The sequence below is a fragment of the Kordia sp. E genome, assembly GCF_056033805.1.
Genome location: NZ_JBRASR010000002.1, coordinates 431,765 through 451,716, shown reverse-complemented (window position 1 = coordinate 451,716; position 19,952 = coordinate 431,765). Strand labels below are relative to the sequence as shown.

21 protein-coding genes are annotated in these 19,952 nt (G+C 32.8%); 9 read left to right on the top strand and 12 right to left on the bottom strand.

Translation table 11 applies throughout. The features are described 5' to 3' along the window. Nucleotide 1: 1 nt before the first annotated feature. From ACUUYC_RS05000 to ACUUYC_RS04975, 6 genes are all read right to left on the bottom strand, one after another. Complete coding sequence (locus ACUUYC_RS05000; protein WP_474264375.1) at nt 2-700, bottom strand: alpha/beta fold hydrolase; 699 nt, start codon at nt 698-700, stop codon at nt 2-4. Beyond that, nucleotides 681-965, bottom strand: a complete 285-nt coding sequence (locus tag ACUUYC_RS04995) for an STAS-like domain-containing protein (RefSeq protein WP_474264374.1) — start codon at nt 963-965, stop codon at nt 681-683. The genes ACUUYC_RS05000 and ACUUYC_RS04995 overlap by 20 nt, the downstream gene beginning before the upstream one ends. Continuing rightward, nucleotides 962-1,921, bottom strand: coding sequence for a hypothetical protein (locus ACUUYC_RS04990; protein ID WP_474264373.1), 960 nt, complete (start codon nt 1,919-1,921; stop codon nt 962-964). Before ACUUYC_RS04990 ends, ACUUYC_RS04995 begins: the two co-directional genes overlap by 4 nt. Then, on the bottom strand, nt 1,908-2,372 hold the full coding sequence (locus ACUUYC_RS04985) for a hypothetical protein (protein WP_474264372.1): 465 nt from the start codon (nt 2,370-2,372) through the stop codon (nt 1,908-1,910). The genes ACUUYC_RS04990 and ACUUYC_RS04985 overlap by 14 nt, the downstream gene beginning before the upstream one ends. Nucleotides 2,373-2,478: 106 nt before the next feature. Further along, the gene (locus ACUUYC_RS04980; RefSeq protein ID WP_474264371.1) at nt 2,479-4,023 is read right to left on the bottom strand and encodes an Rne/Rng family ribonuclease; all 1,545 of its coding nucleotides are present in this window, start codon (nt 4,021-4,023) and stop codon (nt 2,479-2,481) included. A 335-nt stretch (nt 4,024-4,358) separates the two neighbouring features. Continuing rightward, nucleotides 4,359-4,649: an HU family DNA-binding protein gene (locus tag ACUUYC_RS04975; RefSeq protein WP_007095511.1), complete on the bottom strand. Its 291-nt coding sequence runs from the start codon at nt 4,647-4,649 to the stop codon at nt 4,359-4,361. Between the two features lie 130 nt (nt 4,650-4,779). On the opposite strand from ACUUYC_RS04975, the gene mutY reads away from it, so the two are divergent. The 4 genes from mutY to gldD are packed head-to-tail and all read left to right on the top strand — an operon-like array spanning nt 4,780 to nt 8,242. After that, nucleotides 4,780-5,817: an A/G-specific adenine glycosylase gene (gene mutY, locus ACUUYC_RS04970; protein ID WP_474264370.1), complete on the top strand. Its 1,038-nt coding sequence runs from the start codon at nt 4,780-4,782 to the stop codon at nt 5,815-5,817. Between the two features lie 42 nt (nt 5,818-5,859). Further along, nucleotides 5,860-6,351, top strand: coding sequence for a single-stranded DNA-binding protein (locus ACUUYC_RS04965; protein ID WP_474264369.1), 492 nt, complete (start codon nt 5,860-5,862; stop codon nt 6,349-6,351). 26 nt (nt 6,352-6,377) lie between these two features. Beyond that, entirely contained in the window at nt 6,378-7,679 is a 1,302-nt protein-coding gene (locus tag ACUUYC_RS04960) for a gliding motility-associated protein GldE (RefSeq protein WP_474264368.1), read from the top strand. Continuing rightward, a complete protein-coding gene (gene gldD / locus ACUUYC_RS04955; RefSeq protein WP_474264367.1) occupies nt 7,679-8,242 on the top strand; it encodes a gliding motility lipoprotein GldD in 564 nt (187 codons plus the stop codon). The genes ACUUYC_RS04960 and gldD overlap by 1 nt, the downstream gene beginning before the upstream one ends. Nucleotides 8,243-8,341: 99 nt before the next feature. Here the strand turns inward: gldD and ACUUYC_RS04950 are convergent, their stop codons facing one another. From ACUUYC_RS04950 to ACUUYC_RS04940, 3 genes are all read right to left on the bottom strand, one after another. After that, on the bottom strand, nt 8,342-9,364 hold the full coding sequence (locus ACUUYC_RS04950) for a transporter (protein WP_474264366.1): 1,023 nt from the start codon (nt 9,362-9,364) through the stop codon (nt 8,342-8,344). 138 nt (nt 9,365-9,502) lie between these two features. After that, complete coding sequence (locus tag ACUUYC_RS04945) at nt 9,503-9,877, bottom strand: hypothetical protein (RefSeq protein WP_474264365.1); 375 nt, start codon at nt 9,875-9,877, stop codon at nt 9,503-9,505. A gap of 111 nt (nt 9,878-9,988) precedes the next feature. After that, entirely contained in the window at nt 9,989-10,495 is a 507-nt protein-coding gene (locus ACUUYC_RS04940) for a heavy-metal-associated domain-containing protein (RefSeq protein WP_474264364.1), read from the bottom strand. A gap of 136 nt (nt 10,496-10,631) precedes the next feature. Between ACUUYC_RS04940 and ACUUYC_RS04935 the strand changes: the two genes are divergently transcribed. After that, a complete protein-coding gene (locus tag ACUUYC_RS04935) occupies nt 10,632-11,519 on the top strand; it encodes a DMT family transporter (protein ID WP_474264363.1) in 888 nt (295 codons plus the stop codon). Nucleotides 11,520-11,582: 63 nt separating this feature from the next. Here the strand turns inward: ACUUYC_RS04935 and ACUUYC_RS04930 are convergent, their stop codons facing one another. Together ACUUYC_RS04930 and ACUUYC_RS04925 are read right to left on the bottom strand one after the other, a co-directional pair. Continuing rightward, complete coding sequence (locus ACUUYC_RS04930; protein WP_474264362.1) at nt 11,583-13,673, bottom strand: M16 family metallopeptidase; 2,091 nt, start codon at nt 13,671-13,673, stop codon at nt 11,583-11,585. A gap of 8 nt (nt 13,674-13,681) precedes the next feature. Next, a complete protein-coding gene (locus ACUUYC_RS04925; protein ID WP_474264361.1) occupies nt 13,682-15,013 on the bottom strand; it encodes a M16 family metallopeptidase in 1,332 nt (443 codons plus the stop codon). A 165-nt stretch (nt 15,014-15,178) separates the two neighbouring features. Between ACUUYC_RS04925 and ACUUYC_RS04920 the strand changes: the two genes are divergently transcribed. The 3 genes from ACUUYC_RS04920 (at nt 15,179) to rpmA (ending at nt 16,659) form a co-directional block, all read left to right on the top strand. After that, nucleotides 15,179-15,616, top strand: a complete 438-nt coding sequence (locus ACUUYC_RS04920; RefSeq protein ID WP_474264360.1) for a DUF4199 domain-containing protein — start codon at nt 15,179-15,181, stop codon at nt 15,614-15,616. A gap of 89 nt (nt 15,617-15,705) precedes the next feature. Next, on the top strand, nt 15,706-16,356 hold the full coding sequence (gene rplU / locus ACUUYC_RS04915; RefSeq protein ID WP_474264359.1) for a 50S ribosomal protein L21: 651 nt from the start codon (nt 15,706-15,708) through the stop codon (nt 16,354-16,356). Between the two features lie 42 nt (nt 16,357-16,398). After that, nucleotides 16,399-16,659, top strand: coding sequence for a 50S ribosomal protein L27 (gene rpmA, locus ACUUYC_RS04910; protein WP_474264358.1), 261 nt, complete (start codon nt 16,399-16,401; stop codon nt 16,657-16,659). Nucleotides 16,660-16,728: 69 nt separating this feature from the next. On the opposite strand, the gene ACUUYC_RS04905 is transcribed toward rpmA, so the two are convergent. Continuing rightward, nucleotides 16,729-18,861, bottom strand: coding sequence for a M3 family metallopeptidase (locus tag ACUUYC_RS04905; protein WP_474264357.1), 2,133 nt, complete (start codon nt 18,859-18,861; stop codon nt 16,729-16,731). A 157-nt stretch (nt 18,862-19,018) separates the two neighbouring features. Here ACUUYC_RS04905 and ACUUYC_RS04900 point away from each other — a divergent pair, with 157 nt between their 5' ends. Further along, on the top strand, nt 19,019-19,933 hold the full coding sequence (locus ACUUYC_RS04900) for a tyrosine-type recombinase/integrase (RefSeq protein WP_474264356.1): 915 nt from the start codon (nt 19,019-19,021) through the stop codon (nt 19,931-19,933). Nucleotides 19,934-19,952 lie beyond the last annotated feature (19 nt).

Here is a 19,952-nt window from a genome sequence, read left to right as displayed (position 1 = left end):
ATTAAGCAATAAAATTTTGAATAAAAGTTGCTAAAACGTTCGTATCTACTTTTTCAATTGGATGTTTTACATTTTCAATAACTTTCAACGTTCCGTTTGGTAAATGTGAAGCCGCGTTTTCTGATTCATCAGCTGTAACCATAGTGTCTAAAGCGCCAATTCCGATTAGAGATTTATGTTGAATTTGACTTAAATCACCATTCGTTAGCTTTTTTCCATTAGCCAATGCTAACATCATTGCTGCTGTTTTTTGCATCACTTCTTTCCAGTCATTTGGTTGATGCAATTCGTGAAGTCGTTTCGCAAAAGCAGGAACTTTTTCTTCGATTTTCTCAGGATTCAACATTTTAACTTCTTGTTGTGCAGTTTCTAATGTCCAATCAAACTTAGTTCCAAGCGTGACAATTTTATCTACCATTTCTGGATATTTCTTAGCAAGAGTCAATGCTACATAACCGCCCATGCTATATCCAAAAATATGTGTATTAGAAATATTCAAAGCTTGTAGTTTTTCAACAACATTACCTGCAAATCGTTCCATGTCAAAGGTATTGTCAGAAGCACGTCCGCCGTGACCTTCAAAATTTAAAGTATGTACATTAAAATCGTTTGCTAATAGCTCTTGTAGTGGTTGTAATTGCACTTCGCTTCCCAAAGCTCCGTGAAGTAGTAGTAGATTGTTATTTTTCTTGAATAGCATTTTGAATCCCCATTTTTATAATGATCTTTAAATCATCATTTACATTGGATAATTTGATCTCATCAAAAAACCGATTAGCTCCTTTTTCTACATAAAGTTTTCCAAAGATTTGTTTGGCACAAAATGTAGCCATGCTTACGACATCTCTGAAATCAACTTCGACACTACCATTCTTTTCTAGAGATTCTTCTAACAATTTAGAAATTTCTTCGCCAATTTTTTTACTGCTAATTATCGGACCATATTCTGCTAGCTTGATTATCATATAAAATCAATTTTAATGTTTTGCATTTCTTTTGTTTCAAACATGTTTATGTCACAAAGCGATTTGGCATTATTTAAAGGTAGTGCAATATATACAATTGTACCTTTCCAAAATCCTGTTTTTTTTATATTAATTTTGCCATATTCATTAGAATAATGAAAACCTTCCGAAAATAAATGAAATCTACCTTTTATTTCTCGAACTATTTGATCAATTATCCATAAACCAAATCCCATATGAAAAGTTTTTTCTTTTGATGTAACATTTTTATTTACACTTTTTGAAAAAACCTCTTTGTTACTTAGATTTTTATATTTTGGGTTTTTTTTCAGTGAAGAAATCATCCCATTTCCAGTATCTGAACATGCTATTTCAATATAACTTTTGTTGCCATCTGCCATCAAAATAGATTTAGTATCTTGAACAGCATGTTCCCAAAAATTTAGTAAAATTTCACTAAAGCATGTGAAAATCATAGAGATTACTTTTTCTTGATTAAGGTAATATTCCTTAAGTTTTGGAAGGAATTGATTTTTTAGATATTTATCAGTGAAATTACTTTCTCTTAAAAGTGGTTGAGGAGCAAGAATAAATTTTTCAGTCAATTGTATTTTTAGGTTTTTAAATTTTTGGAAAGAATCAACGCCACGTATATATGAGTTTATTAAATGTTCAAATTTATATTCAATCCACTTTTCTTCCATTAAATCATCATAATAAATTCCAGGATCTAAAAAACACTTTTTCTCAACAGAATACTCTATAATTTTATAAATTATGAGCATGCCTAAAACATTAACTTTTTTTATATCTGTAAGGTCTAAGTCATAACCTTTTAAACTCATGTTTTCATAAGAGAAAACCTTTTCAAATTCGTAAAGTATTTTACTTACTGAATTGACATTTACTTTCTTAGGTAATCTAATGATTTTATTTCTTCTATTATCTACGATCATTAAACTCTGAATTATACTTTTCTAGAAACTCAATTTCTTTCTCATAGTTTTTACTTCTATAATCTACCAGTACTTGCATGTTATAGTCGTTAAATTCACTAGCTATTTTGATAATACCTTTAGTGAGGTATATTCTTTTTTTAGTTAAAAATTTATTAATTTCTGTAAGCTTAGATTGAAATTCTTTTTCTTTAGTTCCATCATAATAAGTAAGATTTTCAAGCAAAGAGTATAATTTTTCTTGATTTTCAATCCTACTTACTTCTTTGATGTTATGGCTATTAATTTCTTTTTCTTTATTCTTTAATTTAAATTTAAAATAAATATTTATCAGAGATAATAGTATATTTATCAAAGTGAAAATTATTAGTGCAATAATTAATTTATTATTGTCAGATATATCCTGATTAAATTGCTCGATTGTTTTTTGTATTACTCCTAAACTATTCATTAAAAAATTACTTGTAAAATTAAAGAGATTTAAATATAAGAAAAAAACGACGGATATATTAAGTTTTTATAAACAAAAAAAGCGACCAAATATTGGTCGCTTTTCATTAATTGTAAACTTCATCGTTTTTATCTTTAAAACGATATTCTAGATACGTGTAAGCATCTCTTGGTAATATTTTTACCCATTTCTTATGGTCTAAAAACCACTTAAAACGGATGGATGGAAATCCTTTTGTGAGATACGCCGCAATAAAAGGATGCGTGTTTAACGTAACTCCGTTGAAGCCATCTTTGGCTAAAATTCTTTCTAGATCAGTTGTAATTTTATCAACGAGAACAATTGGAGCTTCTACTTCGCTGCCACCACCATTAGGGTTTACTTCTCTCGTTTTAATATTTACTTCTGGTCGTACTCTTTGTCGTGTAATTTGTACCAAACCAAATTTACTAGGAGGTAATATTTTATGTTTCGCTCTGTCGTCTTTCATTTCTGTCTTCAAATGATCAAACAAAGTTCTTCGGTGTTCTGCATTGGTCATATCTATAAAGTCGATGACGATAATTCCTCCCATATCGCGCAATCGTAGTTGCCTTGCAATTTCTCGTGCGGCAATCATGTTGACTTCTAATGCAGTGTCCTCTTGTGTTTTGGCTTTGTTAGAACGGTTACCGCTGTTAACATCAACAACATGTAACGCTTCTGTGTGTTCTATTACTAAATAAGCGCCTTTACTCATGGAAACTGTCTTTCCAAAAGAGGTTTTAATTTGTCGTTCTACTCCATACTTTTCAAAAAGTGGAACTTTTGACTGGTACAATTTTACAATAGACTCTTTTTTTGGTGCAATCTTGTGCACGTATTCTTTAATCTCGTAATAAAGATCTTCATCATCTACTTGAATTCCTGTGAATGACTCGTTAAAAATATCTCTCAAAATTGAGGATGCTTTGTTCATTTCACTTAATACTTTCGATGGATGTTCAGCTTTATACAGTTTTTTACACATTGTTGACCATTTAGTCAACAAATTCTGTAAGTCTTGGTCCAATTCAGCTACTTTTTTGCCTTCAGCTACTGTACGTACAATAACGCCAAAACCTTTCGGTTTGATACTAAGTACCAAACGTTTTAACCGGTCTTTTTCTTCCTTACTCTCTATTTTTTGTGATATAGAAACACGCTCCGAAAAGGGAACAAGTACAATATATCGTCCAGCAATAGAAAGTTCAGAACTAATTCTAGGACCTTTGGTCGAAATTGGCTCCTTTACAATTTGAACTAATAATGATTGATTGGCTTTTATGGCATCCATGATGCTACCATTCTTATCTATATTTGGTTCAAAAGGAAAGTTTTTTAATGTATAATCTTTTAATTTACCTGTGCTTACACGTTTTATAAATTTCAATAAAGAAGGAAGTTGCGGTCCTAAATCGTGGTAATGTAAAAAGGCGTCTTTTTCGTAGCCTACGTTTACAAAAGCTGCATTTAGTCCTGAAACGGGTTTTCTTATTTTAGCAAGAAATACGTCTCCAACTGCAAAATCGTTGTTATCTTCTTCTTTATGTAACTCTATAAGTTTTCCATCCTTTAGCAAGGCAAAATCAACTTCAGAGGAATTGGATCTAATGATTAATTCTTTATTCACTCTGATTTAATTTTTATCCATACATAAATGTACAGATGGATTAAACAATTTTCAAAAGGTATTGTTTCTACCCAATAAAATATACATACACAAATGTAAGCACAAGACAGTAGTGCTTACGTTAGTATGCAATTTTTTTTCAAAGAACGTTTTTTGCTTTATACAAATTAATAATCTGTATAAAACAAAGAAGTAGTTTACTATAAACTACTTCTTCTTGTGGCGATTAGCTCTTCTTCTCTTCTTACGCTTATGCGTAGCCACCTTGTGTCTTTTTCTTTTTTTACCACTTGGCATAATGCTCTATAGTTTTTAATTAATAAATTATTCTTTAATTACTTTACTTCAACGTTGCTCTTTACGCCTTCAACAAAAACTTTTGCAGGTTTAAATGCAGGAATGTTGTGTGCTGGAATTTTAATTGTAGTGTTCTTAGAGATGTTTCTACCTGTTTTCTCCGCTCTTGTTTTGATGATAAAACTACCAAAACCTCTAAGGTAAACATTGTCTCCACTCTCTAAAGAATTCTTCACTTCTTCCATAAAAGTTTCTACAGTTGCCTGTACATCACCTTTTTCCATTCCTAATTTCTCTGAAATCTTTGCTACGATGTCCGCTTTCGTCATTTTAATATATTTTATTTATTTTTTATAAAAATTAAGGGTTGCAAATATATAATTAATTAGATAATATTTATATTCTAATTGATTAAAATTTAACGATATAAAGATATATTTTTGCTTATTATTCAATTTAATGAATTTTTCCAAAGAAATTATACAATGGTATTTCCAAAATAAGCGCGATTTACCTTGGCGAAAAACTAAAGATCCATATCGTATTTGGCTATCCGAAATTATGCTGCAACAAACGCGTGTAGCACAAGGACTGCCTTATTATGAGAAGTTTACGGAAGCATTTCCAACAGTGTACGATCTGGCGAAAGCCGAAGAATCATACGTGTTGAAACTCTGGCAAGGACTCGGTTATTATTCGCGTGCACGCAATCTACATTATACAGCAAAAGACATCGTAAATAATTATAATGGACAGTTTCCAGACAATTATAAGGCACTTTTGAAGCTAAAAGGTGTCGGAGATTACACAGCAAGTGCAATTGCTTCCATCTGTTTTGATGAAGTTGCGCCCGTAGTTGATGGAAATGTGTACAGAGTTTTGTCCAGATATTTTGATGTTGATACACCTATTAATAGTACTGAAGGAATAAAATTATTCAAAAAGTTAGCTTTTGAAGTCGTAGATCATGATGATCCTGCAAATTTTAATCAGGCAATTATGGAATTTGGCGCTGTACAATGCAAACCGCAAAGTCCATATTGTATTATATGTCCGTTTACTTCAAGTTGTGAAGGATTAAAAAATCAGCGTGTGCCAATGTTGCCAGTCAAGCTGAAAAAGACAAAGGTTAAAAACCGCTGGTTTAACTATTTGGTTGTCGTTTCAAACCAAGAACAAACAATTTTAGAAGAACGCAAAGGAAAAGGAATTTGGCAAGGATTGTATCAGTTTCCATTACTTGAAACGCCAAACGAACTTGAAAATATAGAAAATCATCGAGCTGAAATTCAAGAAATTACACAAACGAAAGACTTTTCTATTACACAATTCAATAAAAAAATAATTGTACACAAGCTGTCACATCAACATTTGCATACAACATTTTGGATCGTAGAAACTAGTAATACATTAAAAAACGGAATACCTTTGAACGAAATTAGAAAATATCCAGTACCAATTTTGATTGGAAACTTCATTGAAGCTTTCAATTTTTAATGGTTTTTTAGTACATTTGATTATACACATAAATTTAAGAATATGAGTGGAACACTAAATAAAGTAATGTTGATAGGGCACTTGGGTGATGAGGTAAAAATGCATTACTTTGAAGGTGGCGGTTGTATTGGGCGTTTTCCAATAGCAACCAATGATTCCTATACAAATAAACAAACAGGCGAACGCGTTGTAAATACGGATTGGCATAATGTTGTGGTTCGAAATAAAGCCGCAGAAATCTGTGAAAAATATTTAAGCAAAGGCGATAAAGTCTATGTAGAAGGTCGTTTGAAAAACAGACAATGGCAAGGTGAAGATGGAAATACACGTTATTCTACGGAAGTACAAGTAACAGACTTTACATTTTTGTCAACCAAGAAAGAATCACAATCAAATGCAGCAAACGCAAATACAGCAAATGCGTCTGCAAATACAAATGCAACTACGAATCATCAAGCTGCACAGCCAGCAAAACCACAACAGCCAGCGCCACAAGCTACACCTGTTGAAGAAGACGATGATCTACCATTTTAATCGAAGTTTAATTAACCATTGAAAGTTTGGATCCAGAACCCAGTATAATCATCTTTACAACAGCCTTTGATGGACTTGTTATTTTTAAGATTGTTTTTTTTGGTATCTTATTAATATGCTCTGCCTTAATTTCAGGAGCAGAAGTTGCGCTATTTTCTTTATCACAAACTGAGGTCAATGAAGCTGAGGAGTCTGATTCAGCACGTCTGCAATTAGTGGCAAAATTACTTCGAAAACCCAAAAGGTTATTAGCAACCATTTTAGTTGCCAATAACTTTATTAATATCACAACGGTTTTATTATTTGCTTCGATGAGCGATCTTTTCTTTGCAGGAATTACCACAGAATGGATCCGATTGGTTATTGAAATAGGAGTTGTTACCTTTTTAATTTTACTCTTTGGCGAAATTCTTCCAAAAGTATACGCCAGTCGTAACAAACAAAAGTTTTCGGCAATGATGGCATATCCGCTAAATTTTTTAGATAAGATTTTTAGACCTATTAGTGGTCCAATGAGTTTTGTATCTGGGATTATTCATAAAAGATTGGGGAAACAAGGGTCAAATCTTTCGGTTGACCAATTATCACAAGCATTAGAGTTAACTTCTGAAGACGAAACGACGAAGGAAGAACAGAAAATTTTACAAGGAATTGTTTCGTTTGGAAATACAGATACTAAACAAGTAATGCAGCCGCGAATGGATGTATTTGCGTTGAAAGAAGAGATGCCGTTTGAAGAAGTTTTGAGTGAAATTACCAAAAAAGGATATTCACGAATTCCTGTATATAAAGAGAGTTTGGATGAAATTTCAGGAATATTATATGTGAAAGATTTAATTCCACATATTGATGCCAAAAATTTTGCTTGGACGAAGTTATTGCGTGATGCATATTTTGTACCTGAAAATAAAAAACTAGACGATTTACTACGTGAATTTCAAGAGAAGAAAATTCACTTAGCTATTGTGGTTGATGAATATGGAGGAACTTCCGGATTGGTTTCATTGGAAGATGTAATTGAAGAAATTGTTGGAGATATTAGCGATGAATTTGATGATGAAGATTTAATCTATTCTAAAATTGATGATAAAAATTATGTCTTTGAAGGAAAAACCAATTTAAAAGATTTCTACAAAGTAATTGGATTAAGTGATACTTCTGATTTTGAGGCGCATAAAGGTGAGTCGGAAACTATAGCAGGTTTTGTGCTAGAAATATTTAGAGGCTTTCCAAAAGTAAAAGATAAAATAAACTTCGGTAATTATACGTTTACGGTAGAAGTGATTGATAAGAAACGATTGAAACAAGTAAAAGTAACGCTCAAATAATGAAGATAGTTAAGTATATAAGTATTATTTCGGTTCTTGGTATATTATTAATTTCTTGTGGAGGAGAAGTACTGCCAAAGCCAAAAGCATTTTTGAGTTTAGAATATCCAGAAGCAAATTATGCAAAAATGCAATTAGATTGCCCGTATACATTTGAAAAAAATCAAATTGCGACACTAGTTTCTAAGAAAAACTGTTGGGTAAATCTGGATTATCCTTCATTAAACGGAACATTGCATTTGTCATATATAGAAATTGATGGAAACTTAAATCAACTACTTGAAGATGTTCAAAAACTCACCTATGAACATGCTGTAAAAGCGGATGCAATTGAACCAACAGTGTATGCCAATAAAGATCAGAATGTGTATGGAATGGTATATGAAGTTGAAGGAAATGCAGCCTCACAAGCACAGTTTTATGTAACCGATAGTACAAAACATTTCTTAACAGGTTCGTTATACTTTAACGCAAAACCAAACTATGATTCTATATATCCAGCGGTAGTTTATATTAAAAAAGACATTCGCACGTTGATTGAATCATTAGAATGGAAGGACTAAATTTCTTGGATCGCCTTGCTTTAGTTTCTTAAATGACCAATAAAACAAAAAATCCCCAATCATTACAATTGAGGATTCTTTACGTAAACTTAGAGAATCTTATTTGAATGCATACTGCAATCCAAATGTTAGGGTTTCTTTATTTCGCAACTGAATTCCGTTCATATTTTGGAAGATAGGCATTGCCGCTTCAAATCCAAAACGTAGGTTTTTTAATGAACCTTTAAACGCGTATACATTGAAGCCAAGTCCAGCGTTTGCATAGGTCATTCCAGAATTTTGTGTGTCAGCCGTAATCACCATCATTGGATTTAATGCAGGATTAGTTCCTTCAATTCTGTCAATTGCACCAAGTTCTACTCTTCCAGAAAAACTTAACCATTTAGTCGCTGTAAAAGCTGCCCAGTTATTTAAACTGTAACGATTTCCAAGACGATAATCGTTGTCATTTTTTCCAAAACGTACAGTTGTTCTCGCTTGTGTTCCAAATGACCAATTATTCCATTGTTTCAAATATGTTAATGCAAACTCTCCATCAAACGTTCCGCTTCCAATTTGCATTAGATAAGGCAAAATAACTTCGTTTGGTGCAGAAGCTGGTGTAGCATCTTGTTCGTCAATACTTCCTGTTGGAATAGAAACACCAACTTGCGCATGTAATTGTTGTTTGTCTTTATTAAAGATTTTATACAATGCAGCAACTTTTGTGTCTCCAAAACCTGAAGTTTCTGTTGTAAATGTTCCGCCCATACGAGTTACATGATCCATTTCACTTGTTAGGTAATTCGTCATTACCAGAAGTGTAACTTTATCACTTGGAGCATACATTGCGCCCAACATGTGCATTTGCATTGGCATACGTGTCGGAGTAACCATGTATTGCGTTAATGCATCTGCAAAAGAAGTGTTTTCGCTTCCGCGATTTAGATCTTCCATGTTCATGTACATGTAGCGATAGCTAAACATTATTTCTCCTTTTCCATGTGTATGATCGCCCATTACTGAGATTGGCGCGTGTCCGTCAGGTCTGCTACCTGTCCATTTTGAAGTTGTGTCTTCAGTTTCTTGTGCGTATGTAAATGTTGCTACCAATAGGATGATAGCGTATATATAATTTTTCATCGATGTAATGATTTAATATATGCTGTTGCATATCTGTTTGATGTATTAAAACATGCAACAAAAATGTTTGATTTTAATTCATAGATATGTGCTTTTAGATCGTGTAGAAACCATCTAAAAACGTAAAAAATGTGTATGTTATGAATTGAAAGTTGGTGGATGAAAAACTAAATTCAAATATGAATACTTGTAGTGATTTTTGTATTGAAAGTTAGCTTCAGTATTGGTTTCAGAAGTATGAGTTGCTTCAAATACCGTAAATGTCATAATTCCAATTGGATATTCTTCCATAGCAATTGCGGGAAGATTTTTTTCCTTTTCAGCGGAAGCTTCTTTTAGTTGCTTTGCTAAGTAACATTTACCATTACATTCAAGTTCGGGCTTATCTTTATTAATACATAGAAATTCAGCAATGTAATCTTGATTGATCAAGTAGTTTGCTAAAGGCATTACTGGACGTAACATGGCAGTTACGTATAGTAAGATGAAGATATGTGCCCAAATAGTTCTCACGCGTGTAAAATCACTACAAAGTTAGCTTTGAAAGTTTATTTAATCAAGTAAAGACAACAAAAAAGCCATCAAAATTTGACGGCTTTTTGTAACTAGTATAGTATGTGTGTTTTATGCTTTTTTTGTGCAGCAATCTTTTTTGCAATCTTCAGCACAAGCCATCTTTTCAGCATCTTTTTTAGTACAACAATCTTTTTTGCAGTCAGCTTTACATGCTTTTTTCTCAGCATCTTGTTTTGCAAATGCTTCCACATTTTTCATGTCAGATATTTTATAATCTCCAGGAACTTTTGCAACTGTGCTAGTTAATGCATCAAAATCAACTTTAGCTTCGTTGTACTCAACCATTGCTAGTTTTTGCTCAAAGTCTACCGTTGCAGATTTTACACCTTCCATAGACGCTAATTTGCTTTCAATGCGCTTTGCACATCCAATAGCGCAAGTCATTCCGTCAATTTTAAATTCAGCTTTGTTATAATTCGCAGCTAAATCATTTGTGCTAACTTCTTTTTTTGCAGTTTCAGTTTGTGTATCAACTGTTATAGTTTCTGGTGTAGTGTTGTTTTTACAACTTACAACAGCAAGTGCCATTGCAAAAACGAATAGTATATTTTTCATGATGTGTTTATTTAGAAAACGTACTGAAAAATTCAGCATAGTTTTGACTTATAAGATTATTACAAAATTACACAATTATGGTCAAAATATTCAAAATAATTGTTGGACTTTTACACAGTAATTTTGAATTAACATTATGGATGCTGCAAAATTAAAGTGGGTTTACCTTGCGATGTTATCATTAATTTGGGGAAGTTCTTTCATTTTAATTGATCAGGCAATGAATGGATTGAGTTCTATTCAGGTAGGTGCGTTACGAATTGTAATTACTACAATTTTTTTGTTTTCGGTTGGTTTGAATAAAGTTAAACTCATCAAACGGCATCAATGGAAGTGGATTTTTTGGACAGCAATGGCTGGATCATTATTTCCTGTATTTCTGTTTGCAATTGCACAAGAACAATTGGACAGTTCGGTCGCAAGTATGCTGAATTCGCTAACACCTTTGAATACCATTGTTTTTGGAGTGTTGTTTTTTGGTGTTGTTGTTACAAAACGACAAGTTTTAGGCGTATTAATTGGTCTTGTTGGGGCTTTGATATTAGTTTTTGCAGGCGCAGATTTTAATCCGAGTCAAAACTATTGGTTTAGCTTTTTTGTACTGTTTGCTACTATTGGATATGGTTTGAATGTGAATATTATTAAGCGCTATTTAAATGATGTAAATGCACTTGCTATTGTAACAGGGAACTTTGTAATTATCATAATTCCAGCAGTAATTATTTTAGCGTATACAGGATTTTTAAATGATGTTATGCAGAGTGAAAAGATGCAAATAGCTATGGGTTATATTACAATTTTATCATTTTTTGGAACTGCTATTGCAAAAGTGATTTATAGTAGATTGGTTCAAATTTCAAGCCCAGTTTTTGCTTCTTCTGTAACGTATACAATGCCAGTTGTTGCTATTTTTTGGGGATTATTATTTGGAGAACGTTTAAGTGTGTATCAAGTATTAGGAGGAATTATTATTTTAACGGGCGTTTATTTAGTGAATAAACGCATTAAAACAACAGCTAAATAATTATACAAAAAAAGACCCTAAGAAAATCTTAGAGTCTTTTTAAATATATTTTAAAAATTGATTTTATTCAAAATCTGCTTTTGTTAAAGGTGCATTCACCTTTACAGATATTGTTGCAAATTCAATTTTTTGTCCAGCCATAGGAACTACCATTTCGTAAGGAAATTTAATTCCATCTACTTCTCTGTAATCTCCGTATGTTGTTTCTTGAGCAACTTCTTGTCCACCTGGACCTTTAGCCGTTTCAGATTTTTTCACTTTTAAACCAGAAGCAACACTATAATAGTTTGTTACTTTTTTTCCAGCAGCATTTTCAACAACAACAACATATGCATCTTTTCCTTCTACAGATTCGATACCTGTTAATGTTAATTTGCTATCAGTATAGTTTAATTCAGGGAATAAACCTTTTCTTGATTTCATTTCAGCTAACATTTCAGCAGGCATTTCACGTTTGTTACCTTGTTGTGACATGTATCCTTTTTCACCATCAAACGCTTGTTTGAAAACAGATCCCATACCTACCATACTTACATCTGTCATCATCATGTTAGGTGATTTTTGCTTTAATGTTGTTATCATGCTCATTCCTTGGAAAGAAGCTTCCATTTCTTGAACAGTTGTTGTTACAGCCATTAATTTATCTTTTCCACCAACTGCTTTGATATAGTTGTCAACTACACTTTGTGCAGTAACTCCAGCAGGAATTGGTTTTTTAAATTCTGGCTTCTTAGTTGATTCTCCGTATTGATCAAAGTATTTTACAGGAATCTTTTTTCCATCAAAAGTTAAGTTTTCTAAAGCATCCATAACTTCAGCACCTTTTCCAGTAACTACAATTTTAAGATTGTCTTTTAAGAAATACTTTTTAGCAGCTCTTAATACGTCTTCTTTTGTAACTGCTTCAATTTTTTCTAAATACGTTTCGTAAAAATCTTTTGGAAGATCTTCTGTGATGATATTTAATGCATAACTAGCAATTGTAGAAGGACGCTCAATTCCTGTTACGAATCTTCCAACATATTTAGCTTTTACATTTTTTAGTTCTTCATCAGAAACTAATTCTGTAGAAATCTTTTTAATTTCTTTTAAAATTTCAACAACTGCACTATCAGTTACAGCATTACGAACACTTGCAGAAGCTCTAAAACGAGATGCTGTTTTTCTGTTGTTTCCAATACTTGAATATGAACCGTATGTGAATTTTTTGTCTTCACGAAGGTTGTTGAATAAACGCGCTTCACCACCACCACCTAAGATATTGTTGGCGATTAAAACTGGGAAGTAGTCAGCGTCTTTCATTGTTAAGTTTACATTGTTTTGAACACTTAACTCAGACTGAACAGCATTCTCCATGTTAATGAAGTTTACTTCTGTAGCAGCAGGGTTTTTTGAAGTATTAAATTGATCAGCAACGATAGCACCTTTCTCCCATTTCTTGAAAAGCTTTTTTACTAATTTCTTAGCGTCTCTTGCTTTTACATCTCCAATGATAACTAAGTATGCATTTCCAGGCTTAAAGTACTTTTTGTAAAAATTATTTACATCAGCAAGTGTTACACTCTTTACAGATTCTTCAGTAACAAACTCTCCATATGGATGCTTTGCTCCATACGCTAATACTGATTCAACTCTTCTAGCGATTGCTTTTACGTCTTTCTTTTCAGATTTTAAGTTTTCAAGAATTTTAGCTCTTTCACTATCTAAATCTTCTTGTGTAAAATTAGGATTTAAAGCAGCATCTGCCATTAATTCCATCACTCTAGGAAAGTATTTTGAAAGTGAATTTGCGAAAGCACTTTGTGAACCAAAATTTAAAGAAGCTCCTAAGTAATCAACTTCTTCATTAAAGTCATCTTTAGAAATAGAAGTAGATCCAGTTCCTAATAATGTACTAACTAAACTACTAACTCCTGCTTTTTTACCTTCTACAATTAAAGGATTGTCTATTCGTAAAGTTGCAGAAACACGAGGCAATTTATTGTTTTCAACAATCATCACCGTTAATCCGTTTTTCAAAGTAAACGTTTCTGGTTTTCCAATGTTTACTTTTGGAGCTGGACCAGGTTTTGGTTGTTTAGATCTATCTATTTGTGCTTGCATTGTTAGCGAGGCTAAAAACAATACAAGAAGTGAATATATTTTTGTTTTCATGGTCTATCTTATTTTTTTTCTCCTGGTGTTTTCTCAGCTGGTAAATAATCTAATAACAAACGTTGGTTTGTTTTTAAATACTTGTTAGCAATTTTTCTAATTTCTTCTCTTGTAACTGATCTGTAAATGTCAATTTCTGTGTTGATTAAGTTTGTATCTCCATACAAAACATTATATCTCGCCAAAGAATTTGTAATTCCTTGTACACTTGAATTTGAATTTACAAAGTTGTTCTCAAATTTGTTTTGAAGTTTTTGGTAATCTTTTTCAGAAATTAATTCAGTTTGTAACTTTTTGATTTCATCGTCCATTTCAGCGACTAAATCTTCTAAAGTATTTTCACCTAATGGAAGTGCAAATAAAGCATATGTACCATAGTCTTCTTGACTAATATTTACAGCTTGTACAGCTAAAGCCATTTTCTTATCTTCAACCAAACGCTTATAAAGCTTAGAACTTTTTCCACTACTTAAGTATGAAGAAATCATATCTAAAACACGTGCATCTCTTGTTTTAAAAGAAGATGTTCTGTATGCAGCAATAATTGCAGGGATTTGAATGTTTTGATCGTATGCTTTTGCTTTGAATTCTTTTGTAATTGGATCTTCTTTCGGGAAGCTTCTTACGATATCTTTTCCTCTTGGAATTGCTCCGAAATAATCTTTGATCATTTTCTTAGCTTCAGCAGAATTAATATCTCCAGCAACAACTAATGTAGCATTGTTAGGAACATAATACTTTTTGTTAAAAGCCATAAACTCTTCTAAAGTTGCAGCATCTAAATGTGCCATCTTTCCAATAGTAGTTCCTTTATAAGGATGCTTTTTAAACATGTGTTTCTTGATTTCTTCAAGAATATGTCCGTATGGTTGATTGTCTACACGTTGTCTTTTTTCTTCCTTAACAACTTCATTTTGTGTGTCAACACCATCTTGATTAATAACAGGATGTAACATACGTTCAGATTCCATCCATAATCCTAATTCTAGGTTGTTTGAAGGGAAAACTTCGTAATAATACGTTCTGTCATCTGTAGTGTTTGCATTGTTGCTTCCTCCATTAGAAGAAACGATTTTGAACCATTGTCCGCGTTCTATATTTTTTGTTCCTTCAAAAAGAAGATGCTCGAAGAAATGAGCGAATCCTGTACGCTCTGGAGTTTCATCCTTAGCTCCTACATGATACATAACTGCTGTAGTCACAACAGGGGCAGAATTGTCTTGGTGAAGAATTACATGCAGACCATTGTCTAAATCATATTCTTCAAACTTAACTTCTTGTGCTTGGGAAGCGAATCCGAAAAGCAGTAATGAAGCTATTGAAAATAATCTTTTTTTCATTGCGTTTTTACTTTTTTACTTTAGTTATTTTGTATGAGACGCAAGTTCTATAAAAATGTTACACCATACAAGTAATAAAAGAAATTTAATAATATTTTGGCATCTTGGTGAATTTTTGTAAATTAAAGACTATCAGTTAATTACTAATCAAAAATATAGCCGAGCATGGAAAAGAAATCATTAAAATATGGAGGATTTATTGCATTGGGATTAATACTATACTTTTTAATAGTACGATTATTCGGAATACATGAGAATCCTTGGTTACGTTTATTAAATGGAGTTATTGTTGCATATGGTATTTACAAGGTGATAAAAGATTTAAAAGCAGAAAAAGGAGTTAAATTCAATTATTTTGAAGGTTTCAAGGTGGGAATTTTATCAGGTTTATTTGCGACTATAATTTTCACACTATTTATGGGAGTCTATATGTTTTATATTGATACAGCTTTCGCAGAAAAAATAATGACAATGGGACTAGGTAGTTATGCTGCCGAACCGGGTATTTTACTCTTCATAATACTCATAGAAGGTTTAGCCTCTTCAGTCGTTTTGAGCCTCTTATTTATGCAAAAATTTAAGCCAAGTTGGAATATATCTTAGAAAGTAGTGTAGAAGTGTTTGTAGATTAATTAATTAGATGTATATTTGCGTCCATTTTTTGGACAAAATTAATAAATAAACGATACGCTATGTATGCAATTGTAGAGATGGCAGGGCAGCAATTTAAAGTTGCGAAAGACCAAAAAGTATTTGTTCACCGTTTGGCAGTAGAAGAAGGAAAGAAAGTTACTTTCGATAATGTTCTTTTACTAGATGACAACGGGCAAGTTACGATTGGCGCCCCAGCTATAAACGGAGCCGCAGTAGAGGCCAAAGTTTTAAAACACCTTAAAGGTGATAAAGTAATTGTTTTTAAGAAGAAAAGACGTAAAGGTTACCGTGTTAAGAATGGTCACCGTCAGTCTTTAACAGAAATTGTTATTGAAAACATTGTAGCTTCAGGAGCTAAGAAAGCTGCTCCAAAGAAAGAAGCCGCTAAAAAAGAAGTTGCTAAACCAGCCGCAAAGCCTGCAGCTAAAAAAGCAACAACAGCTAAAGCTGATGATTTAAAGAAGATTGAAGGAATTGGTCCTAAAATCGCATCTACTTTAGTAGAAGCTGGAATTGCAACTTTTGCTGAATTAGCAAAAACAGAACCAGCTAAAATTTCTGAAATTATCGCAGCTGTTCGTGGAAAACACGTTACAGATACTTGGCCAGCACAAGCTCAATTAGCTGCTGATGGTAAGTGGGATGAATTAAAGAAATGGCAAGACGAATTAGATGGTGGTAAAGCGTAATTGCATTATTACTTAAGTATAACAAAATAAAACCTTACTAAAATGGCTCACAAAAAAGGAGTTGGTAGTTCGAAAAACGGTAGAGAATCAGAATCGAAACGCTTAGGTGTTAAGATTTTTGGTGGACAAGCGGCAATCGCTGGTAACATACTCGTTAGACAAAGAGGTACTACTCACAATCCAGGAGAAAATGTATATATGGGAAAAGACCATACATTACATGCAAAAGTAGACGGTCTTGTGAAATTCACAAAGAAAGCTAACAATAGATCTTACGTGTCAATCGAAGCATTCGAAGCATAATTAAGATTTAACAATATAAAAAAGCCTGAACATTTAGTTGTTCAGGCTTTTTTTATGGAAAGAGATTTGCTATTCTACAAATCCTTTTTTCTTTAATAATGGTCCAATTTCTGGTTCAGCTCCACGGAATCCTTTGTATAGTTCCATTCCAGGTTGCGATCCGCCCATACTAAGCATTTTACGGTAACGTTTAGCTGTTTCTGGATCAAAGATGTTTCCAGTATCTTTAAATGTTTGAAAAGCATCTGCATCCAATACTTCTGACCATAAGTAACTGTAATATCCAGAAGAATATCCTGTGGCACTTGAAAAAATATGTCCAAAGTATGTATTTCTATAGCGTGGAATGATTTCGTCAATTAAGCCCAGCTTATCCATAGCTTCTTTTTCAAAAGCATTTGCATCTGTTGGTATGTTTTCCGTTTTTGCATGCCAAGCCATATCTAAATATGCAGCAGCCATATATTCAACCGTAGCAAAACCACCATTGAAAGAATTTGCATCTTTCATTTTCTTAATCATGCTATCAGGAATTACTTCTCCAGTTTTATAATGTTTGGCAAATAAGCGTAATACTTGAGGTTCACTCATCCAATTTTCCATTACTTGCGATGGGAATTCTACAAAATCTCTTGGTACGTTTGTTCCAGATAATGATTCATATTTTACATTAGAGAATAATCCGTGTAATGCATGACCAAATTCATGGAATAAAGTCTCTGCTTCTGTGAACGATAGTAACGAAGGTGAATCTCCAGAAGGAGCAGGATAGTTGAAGTTATTTGTTACAATTGGAGTTACCATTCCATCTACGTTCATTTGACTACGTAAAGCATTCATCCAAGCGCCACCACGTTTACTTTCACGAGCGAAGAAATCCATGTATATTATTCCTAAGTGTGAACCATCTGCTTCTAATACTTTAAAGACTTGCTGATCTTCATGCCATTTTGGAACATCGTTCATTTCTTTAAAGGTTAATCCAAATAGTTGATTTGCCAATGCAAAAACACCATCTCTAACAGCATTTACTTCAAAATACGGACGCGTTTGTTCTTCATCAAAATTGTAACGTTCTTTTCTAACTTTTTCTACATAATGCCTCCAATCGCTTCCTGCAAAATTCCCAGTGACACCTTCACTCGCCATTTTTTTAGCCAATGCTTCGCGTTCTGTTTTTGCCATAGCTAATGCAGAAGGCCATAATTTTTCCATAAAACCAAATACAGCTTCTGGTGTTTCAGCCATATTATCTGAAAGAATATACGCTGCATGGGATTCGTATCCTAAGAGCTTTGCTTTTTCTAAACGCAAAGAAGCCATTTCAATTAAAATTGCTTTGTTGTCGTTTTCATTATCATTGTTGGCGCGCATAGCATATCCATCAAATAATGCTTTACGAGCATCTCTGTTTGGAGATGATTGTAAAAAAGGATTGATGCTTGGACGTTGTAATGTAAACGACCAGCCATCTTTATGACCTCTTTTTTTAGCTTCTGCTGCTGCTAAAGCCACTAAGCTTTCTGGAAGATTTCCTAAATCTTTTTTATCTTTAGTATGATATTCAAAAGCGTTGGTTTCATCTAATAAATTTTCACCAAAATCACCACCAAGTCCAGCTAACCTTTCATTAATCTCGCGTAAGCGATTTTGTGCTTTACCTTGTAAATTAATTCCAGAACGCACAAATCGTTTGTGTGTTTCTTCTAACAAGCGTGTTTCTTCAGGTGAAAGATTGAGACTTTCTTTTTGATCATATACAACTTTTACACGCTTGAATAAGTCTGCATTTAAGTTAATGAAATCAGTATGCGTGGCAACTGAAGGTGTAATTTCTTTAGCGGCTATTTTTAAAATACTATCTGTATTAGCTCCATTTACAGCATAAAATACACGTTGTAATCTGTTTAAGTTTACTCCGCTAAATTCTAGTGCTTCAATGGTATTTTGAAATGTTGGAGCTTCTGTGTTTTCCGTAATCCCTTTGATTTCTTGTTTGTTTTCTTCTAAAGCAATTCTAAAAGCAGGTAAGTAGTCACTACTTTTTATTTTGTCGAAAGGAGGCACGCCAAAAGGTGTGTTCCATTCGGTTAATAAAGGATTATCGGTCATAGATGTATCTGATTTTTTTTCGGGTGTAGCATCTTTGCAGGAAGCAAATAGTAGAATGCTACTCATAATGGCTATTGAGGTACGTTTCATTTGTATAAAAAATTAGAACAACAAGATACTGTTTTTGCGTTAAAATGATCACATCTTCTATGATCTTAACATTGTGAGAAAGTCGCATAAGTATAGAAAATTATATGATCTTTAGCTTTTAAACATTGTATAACTCCCCTAAACCTAATATATATTTATGAAAAAAGAGATTTCCTTTTTTCTGTTTCATTGTGAGATAGAGAAAAAATTGAGCCCTAAAACATTGAAAGCATACAAAGCTGATTTGCGACAGTTTGACGAATTCCTGAATAAAGAAGATATTACAACAATTACGAAAGAGGATTTGAAATTGTATTTACAGCTGTTGTCTACATATGCTTCAAGAACCATGAAGCGGAAAGTAGCCACATTAAAAACATTTTTTTCTTTTTTAGAGTTTGAAGAATCTATTGAAACGAATCCATTTCATAAAGTTCGTATAAAAATAAAGTTGGATAAGTTATTGCCAAAAGTGTTATCAATTATTGAGATCAATGCTATTTTGAAGCAAGCATATTTATGTAGAAATGATATTAATCAAAAAAAATCGTATCAGTATAAAGAAGTCATTCGTGATATTGCTGTTTTAGAATTGTTGTTAGCAACAGGAATTAGAGTTTCTGAATTGTGTGGTTTGAAAAAGGAAAGTATAGGTGCAAACTTTGAAACCATTCGGATTTTAGGAAAAGGAAATAAAGAGCGAAATATTCCAATTACCAATAAAGCAACTAGAAAAGCCTTGCAGAATAATTATTCATCATTTCAGCCAATAATTGATGCGTCTTGTTTTTTCTTTATCAACAGATTTGGAAATGGATTATCGACACAGTCAGTTCGGAATTTGGTGAAGAAATATACTATGAAGGCTAATATTCATAGAAATATCACACCACATGTTTTTCGACACTCGTTCGCGACTTTGTTATTAGAGGAAGATGTTGATATTAGATATATTCAACATTTTTTAGGACATAGCTCTATTAATGTGACACAAATGTATGCGCATGTCAATGAGAAGAAAAAAACGGAATTATTAACGATTAAGAATCCAAGAAATTTAGTGCGTTTTTGATGAGTTTGGTTATTTGAAT

Bases quoted from the DNA above. Each gene is read 5' to 3' on its own strand.
- ACUUYC_RS05000 (WP_474264375.1), bottom strand. From the start codon at position 700: ATGCTATTCAAGAAAAATAACAATCTACTACTACTTCACGGAGCTTTG.
- ACUUYC_RS04995 (WP_474264374.1), bottom strand. From the start codon at position 965: ATGATAATCAAGCTAGCAGAATATGGTCCGATAATTAGCAGTAAAAAA.
- ACUUYC_RS04990 (WP_474264373.1), bottom strand. From the start codon at position 1,921: ATGATCGTAGATAATAGAAGAAATAAAATCATTAGATTACCTAAGAAA.
- ACUUYC_RS04985 (WP_474264372.1), bottom strand. From the start codon at position 2,372: ATGAATAGTTTAGGAGTAATACAAAAAACAATCGAGCAATTTAATCAG.
- ACUUYC_RS04975 (WP_007095511.1), bottom strand. From the start codon at position 4,649: ATGACGAAAGCGGACATCGTAGCAAAGATTTCAGAGAAATTAGGAATG.
- mutY (WP_474264370.1), top strand. From the start codon at position 4,780: ATGAATTTTTCCAAAGAAATTATACAATGGTATTTCCAAAATAAGCGC.
- ACUUYC_RS04965 (WP_474264369.1), top strand. From the start codon at position 5,860: ATGAGTGGAACACTAAATAAAGTAATGTTGATAGGGCACTTGGGTGAT.
- gldD (WP_474264367.1), top strand. From the start codon at position 7,679: ATGAAGATAGTTAAGTATATAAGTATTATTTCGGTTCTTGGTATATTA.
- ACUUYC_RS04950 (WP_474264366.1), bottom strand. From the start codon at position 9,364: ATGAAAAATTATATATACGCTATCATCCTATTGGTAGCAACATTTACA.
- ACUUYC_RS04940 (WP_474264364.1), bottom strand. From the start codon at position 10,495: ATGAAAAATATACTATTCGTTTTTGCAATGGCACTTGCTGTTGTAAGT.
- ACUUYC_RS04935 (WP_474264363.1), top strand. From the start codon at position 10,632: ATGGATGCTGCAAAATTAAAGTGGGTTTACCTTGCGATGTTATCATTA.
- ACUUYC_RS04930 (WP_474264362.1), bottom strand. From the start codon at position 13,673: ATGAAAACAAAAATATATTCACTTCTTGTATTGTTTTTAGCCTCGCTA.
- ACUUYC_RS04925 (WP_474264361.1), bottom strand. From the start codon at position 15,013: ATGAAAAAAAGATTATTTTCAATAGCTTCATTACTGCTTTTCGGATTC.
- ACUUYC_RS04920 (WP_474264360.1), top strand. From the start codon at position 15,179: ATGGAAAAGAAATCATTAAAATATGGAGGATTTATTGCATTGGGATTA.
- rplU (WP_474264359.1), top strand. From the start codon at position 15,706: ATGTATGCAATTGTAGAGATGGCAGGGCAGCAATTTAAAGTTGCGAAA.
- rpmA (WP_474264358.1), top strand. From the start codon at position 16,399: ATGGCTCACAAAAAAGGAGTTGGTAGTTCGAAAAACGGTAGAGAATCA.
- ACUUYC_RS04905 (WP_474264357.1), bottom strand. From the start codon at position 18,861: ATGAAACGTACCTCAATAGCCATTATGAGTAGCATTCTACTATTTGCT.
- ACUUYC_RS04900 (WP_474264356.1), top strand. From the start codon at position 19,019: ATGAAAAAAGAGATTTCCTTTTTTCTGTTTCATTGTGAGATAGAGAAA.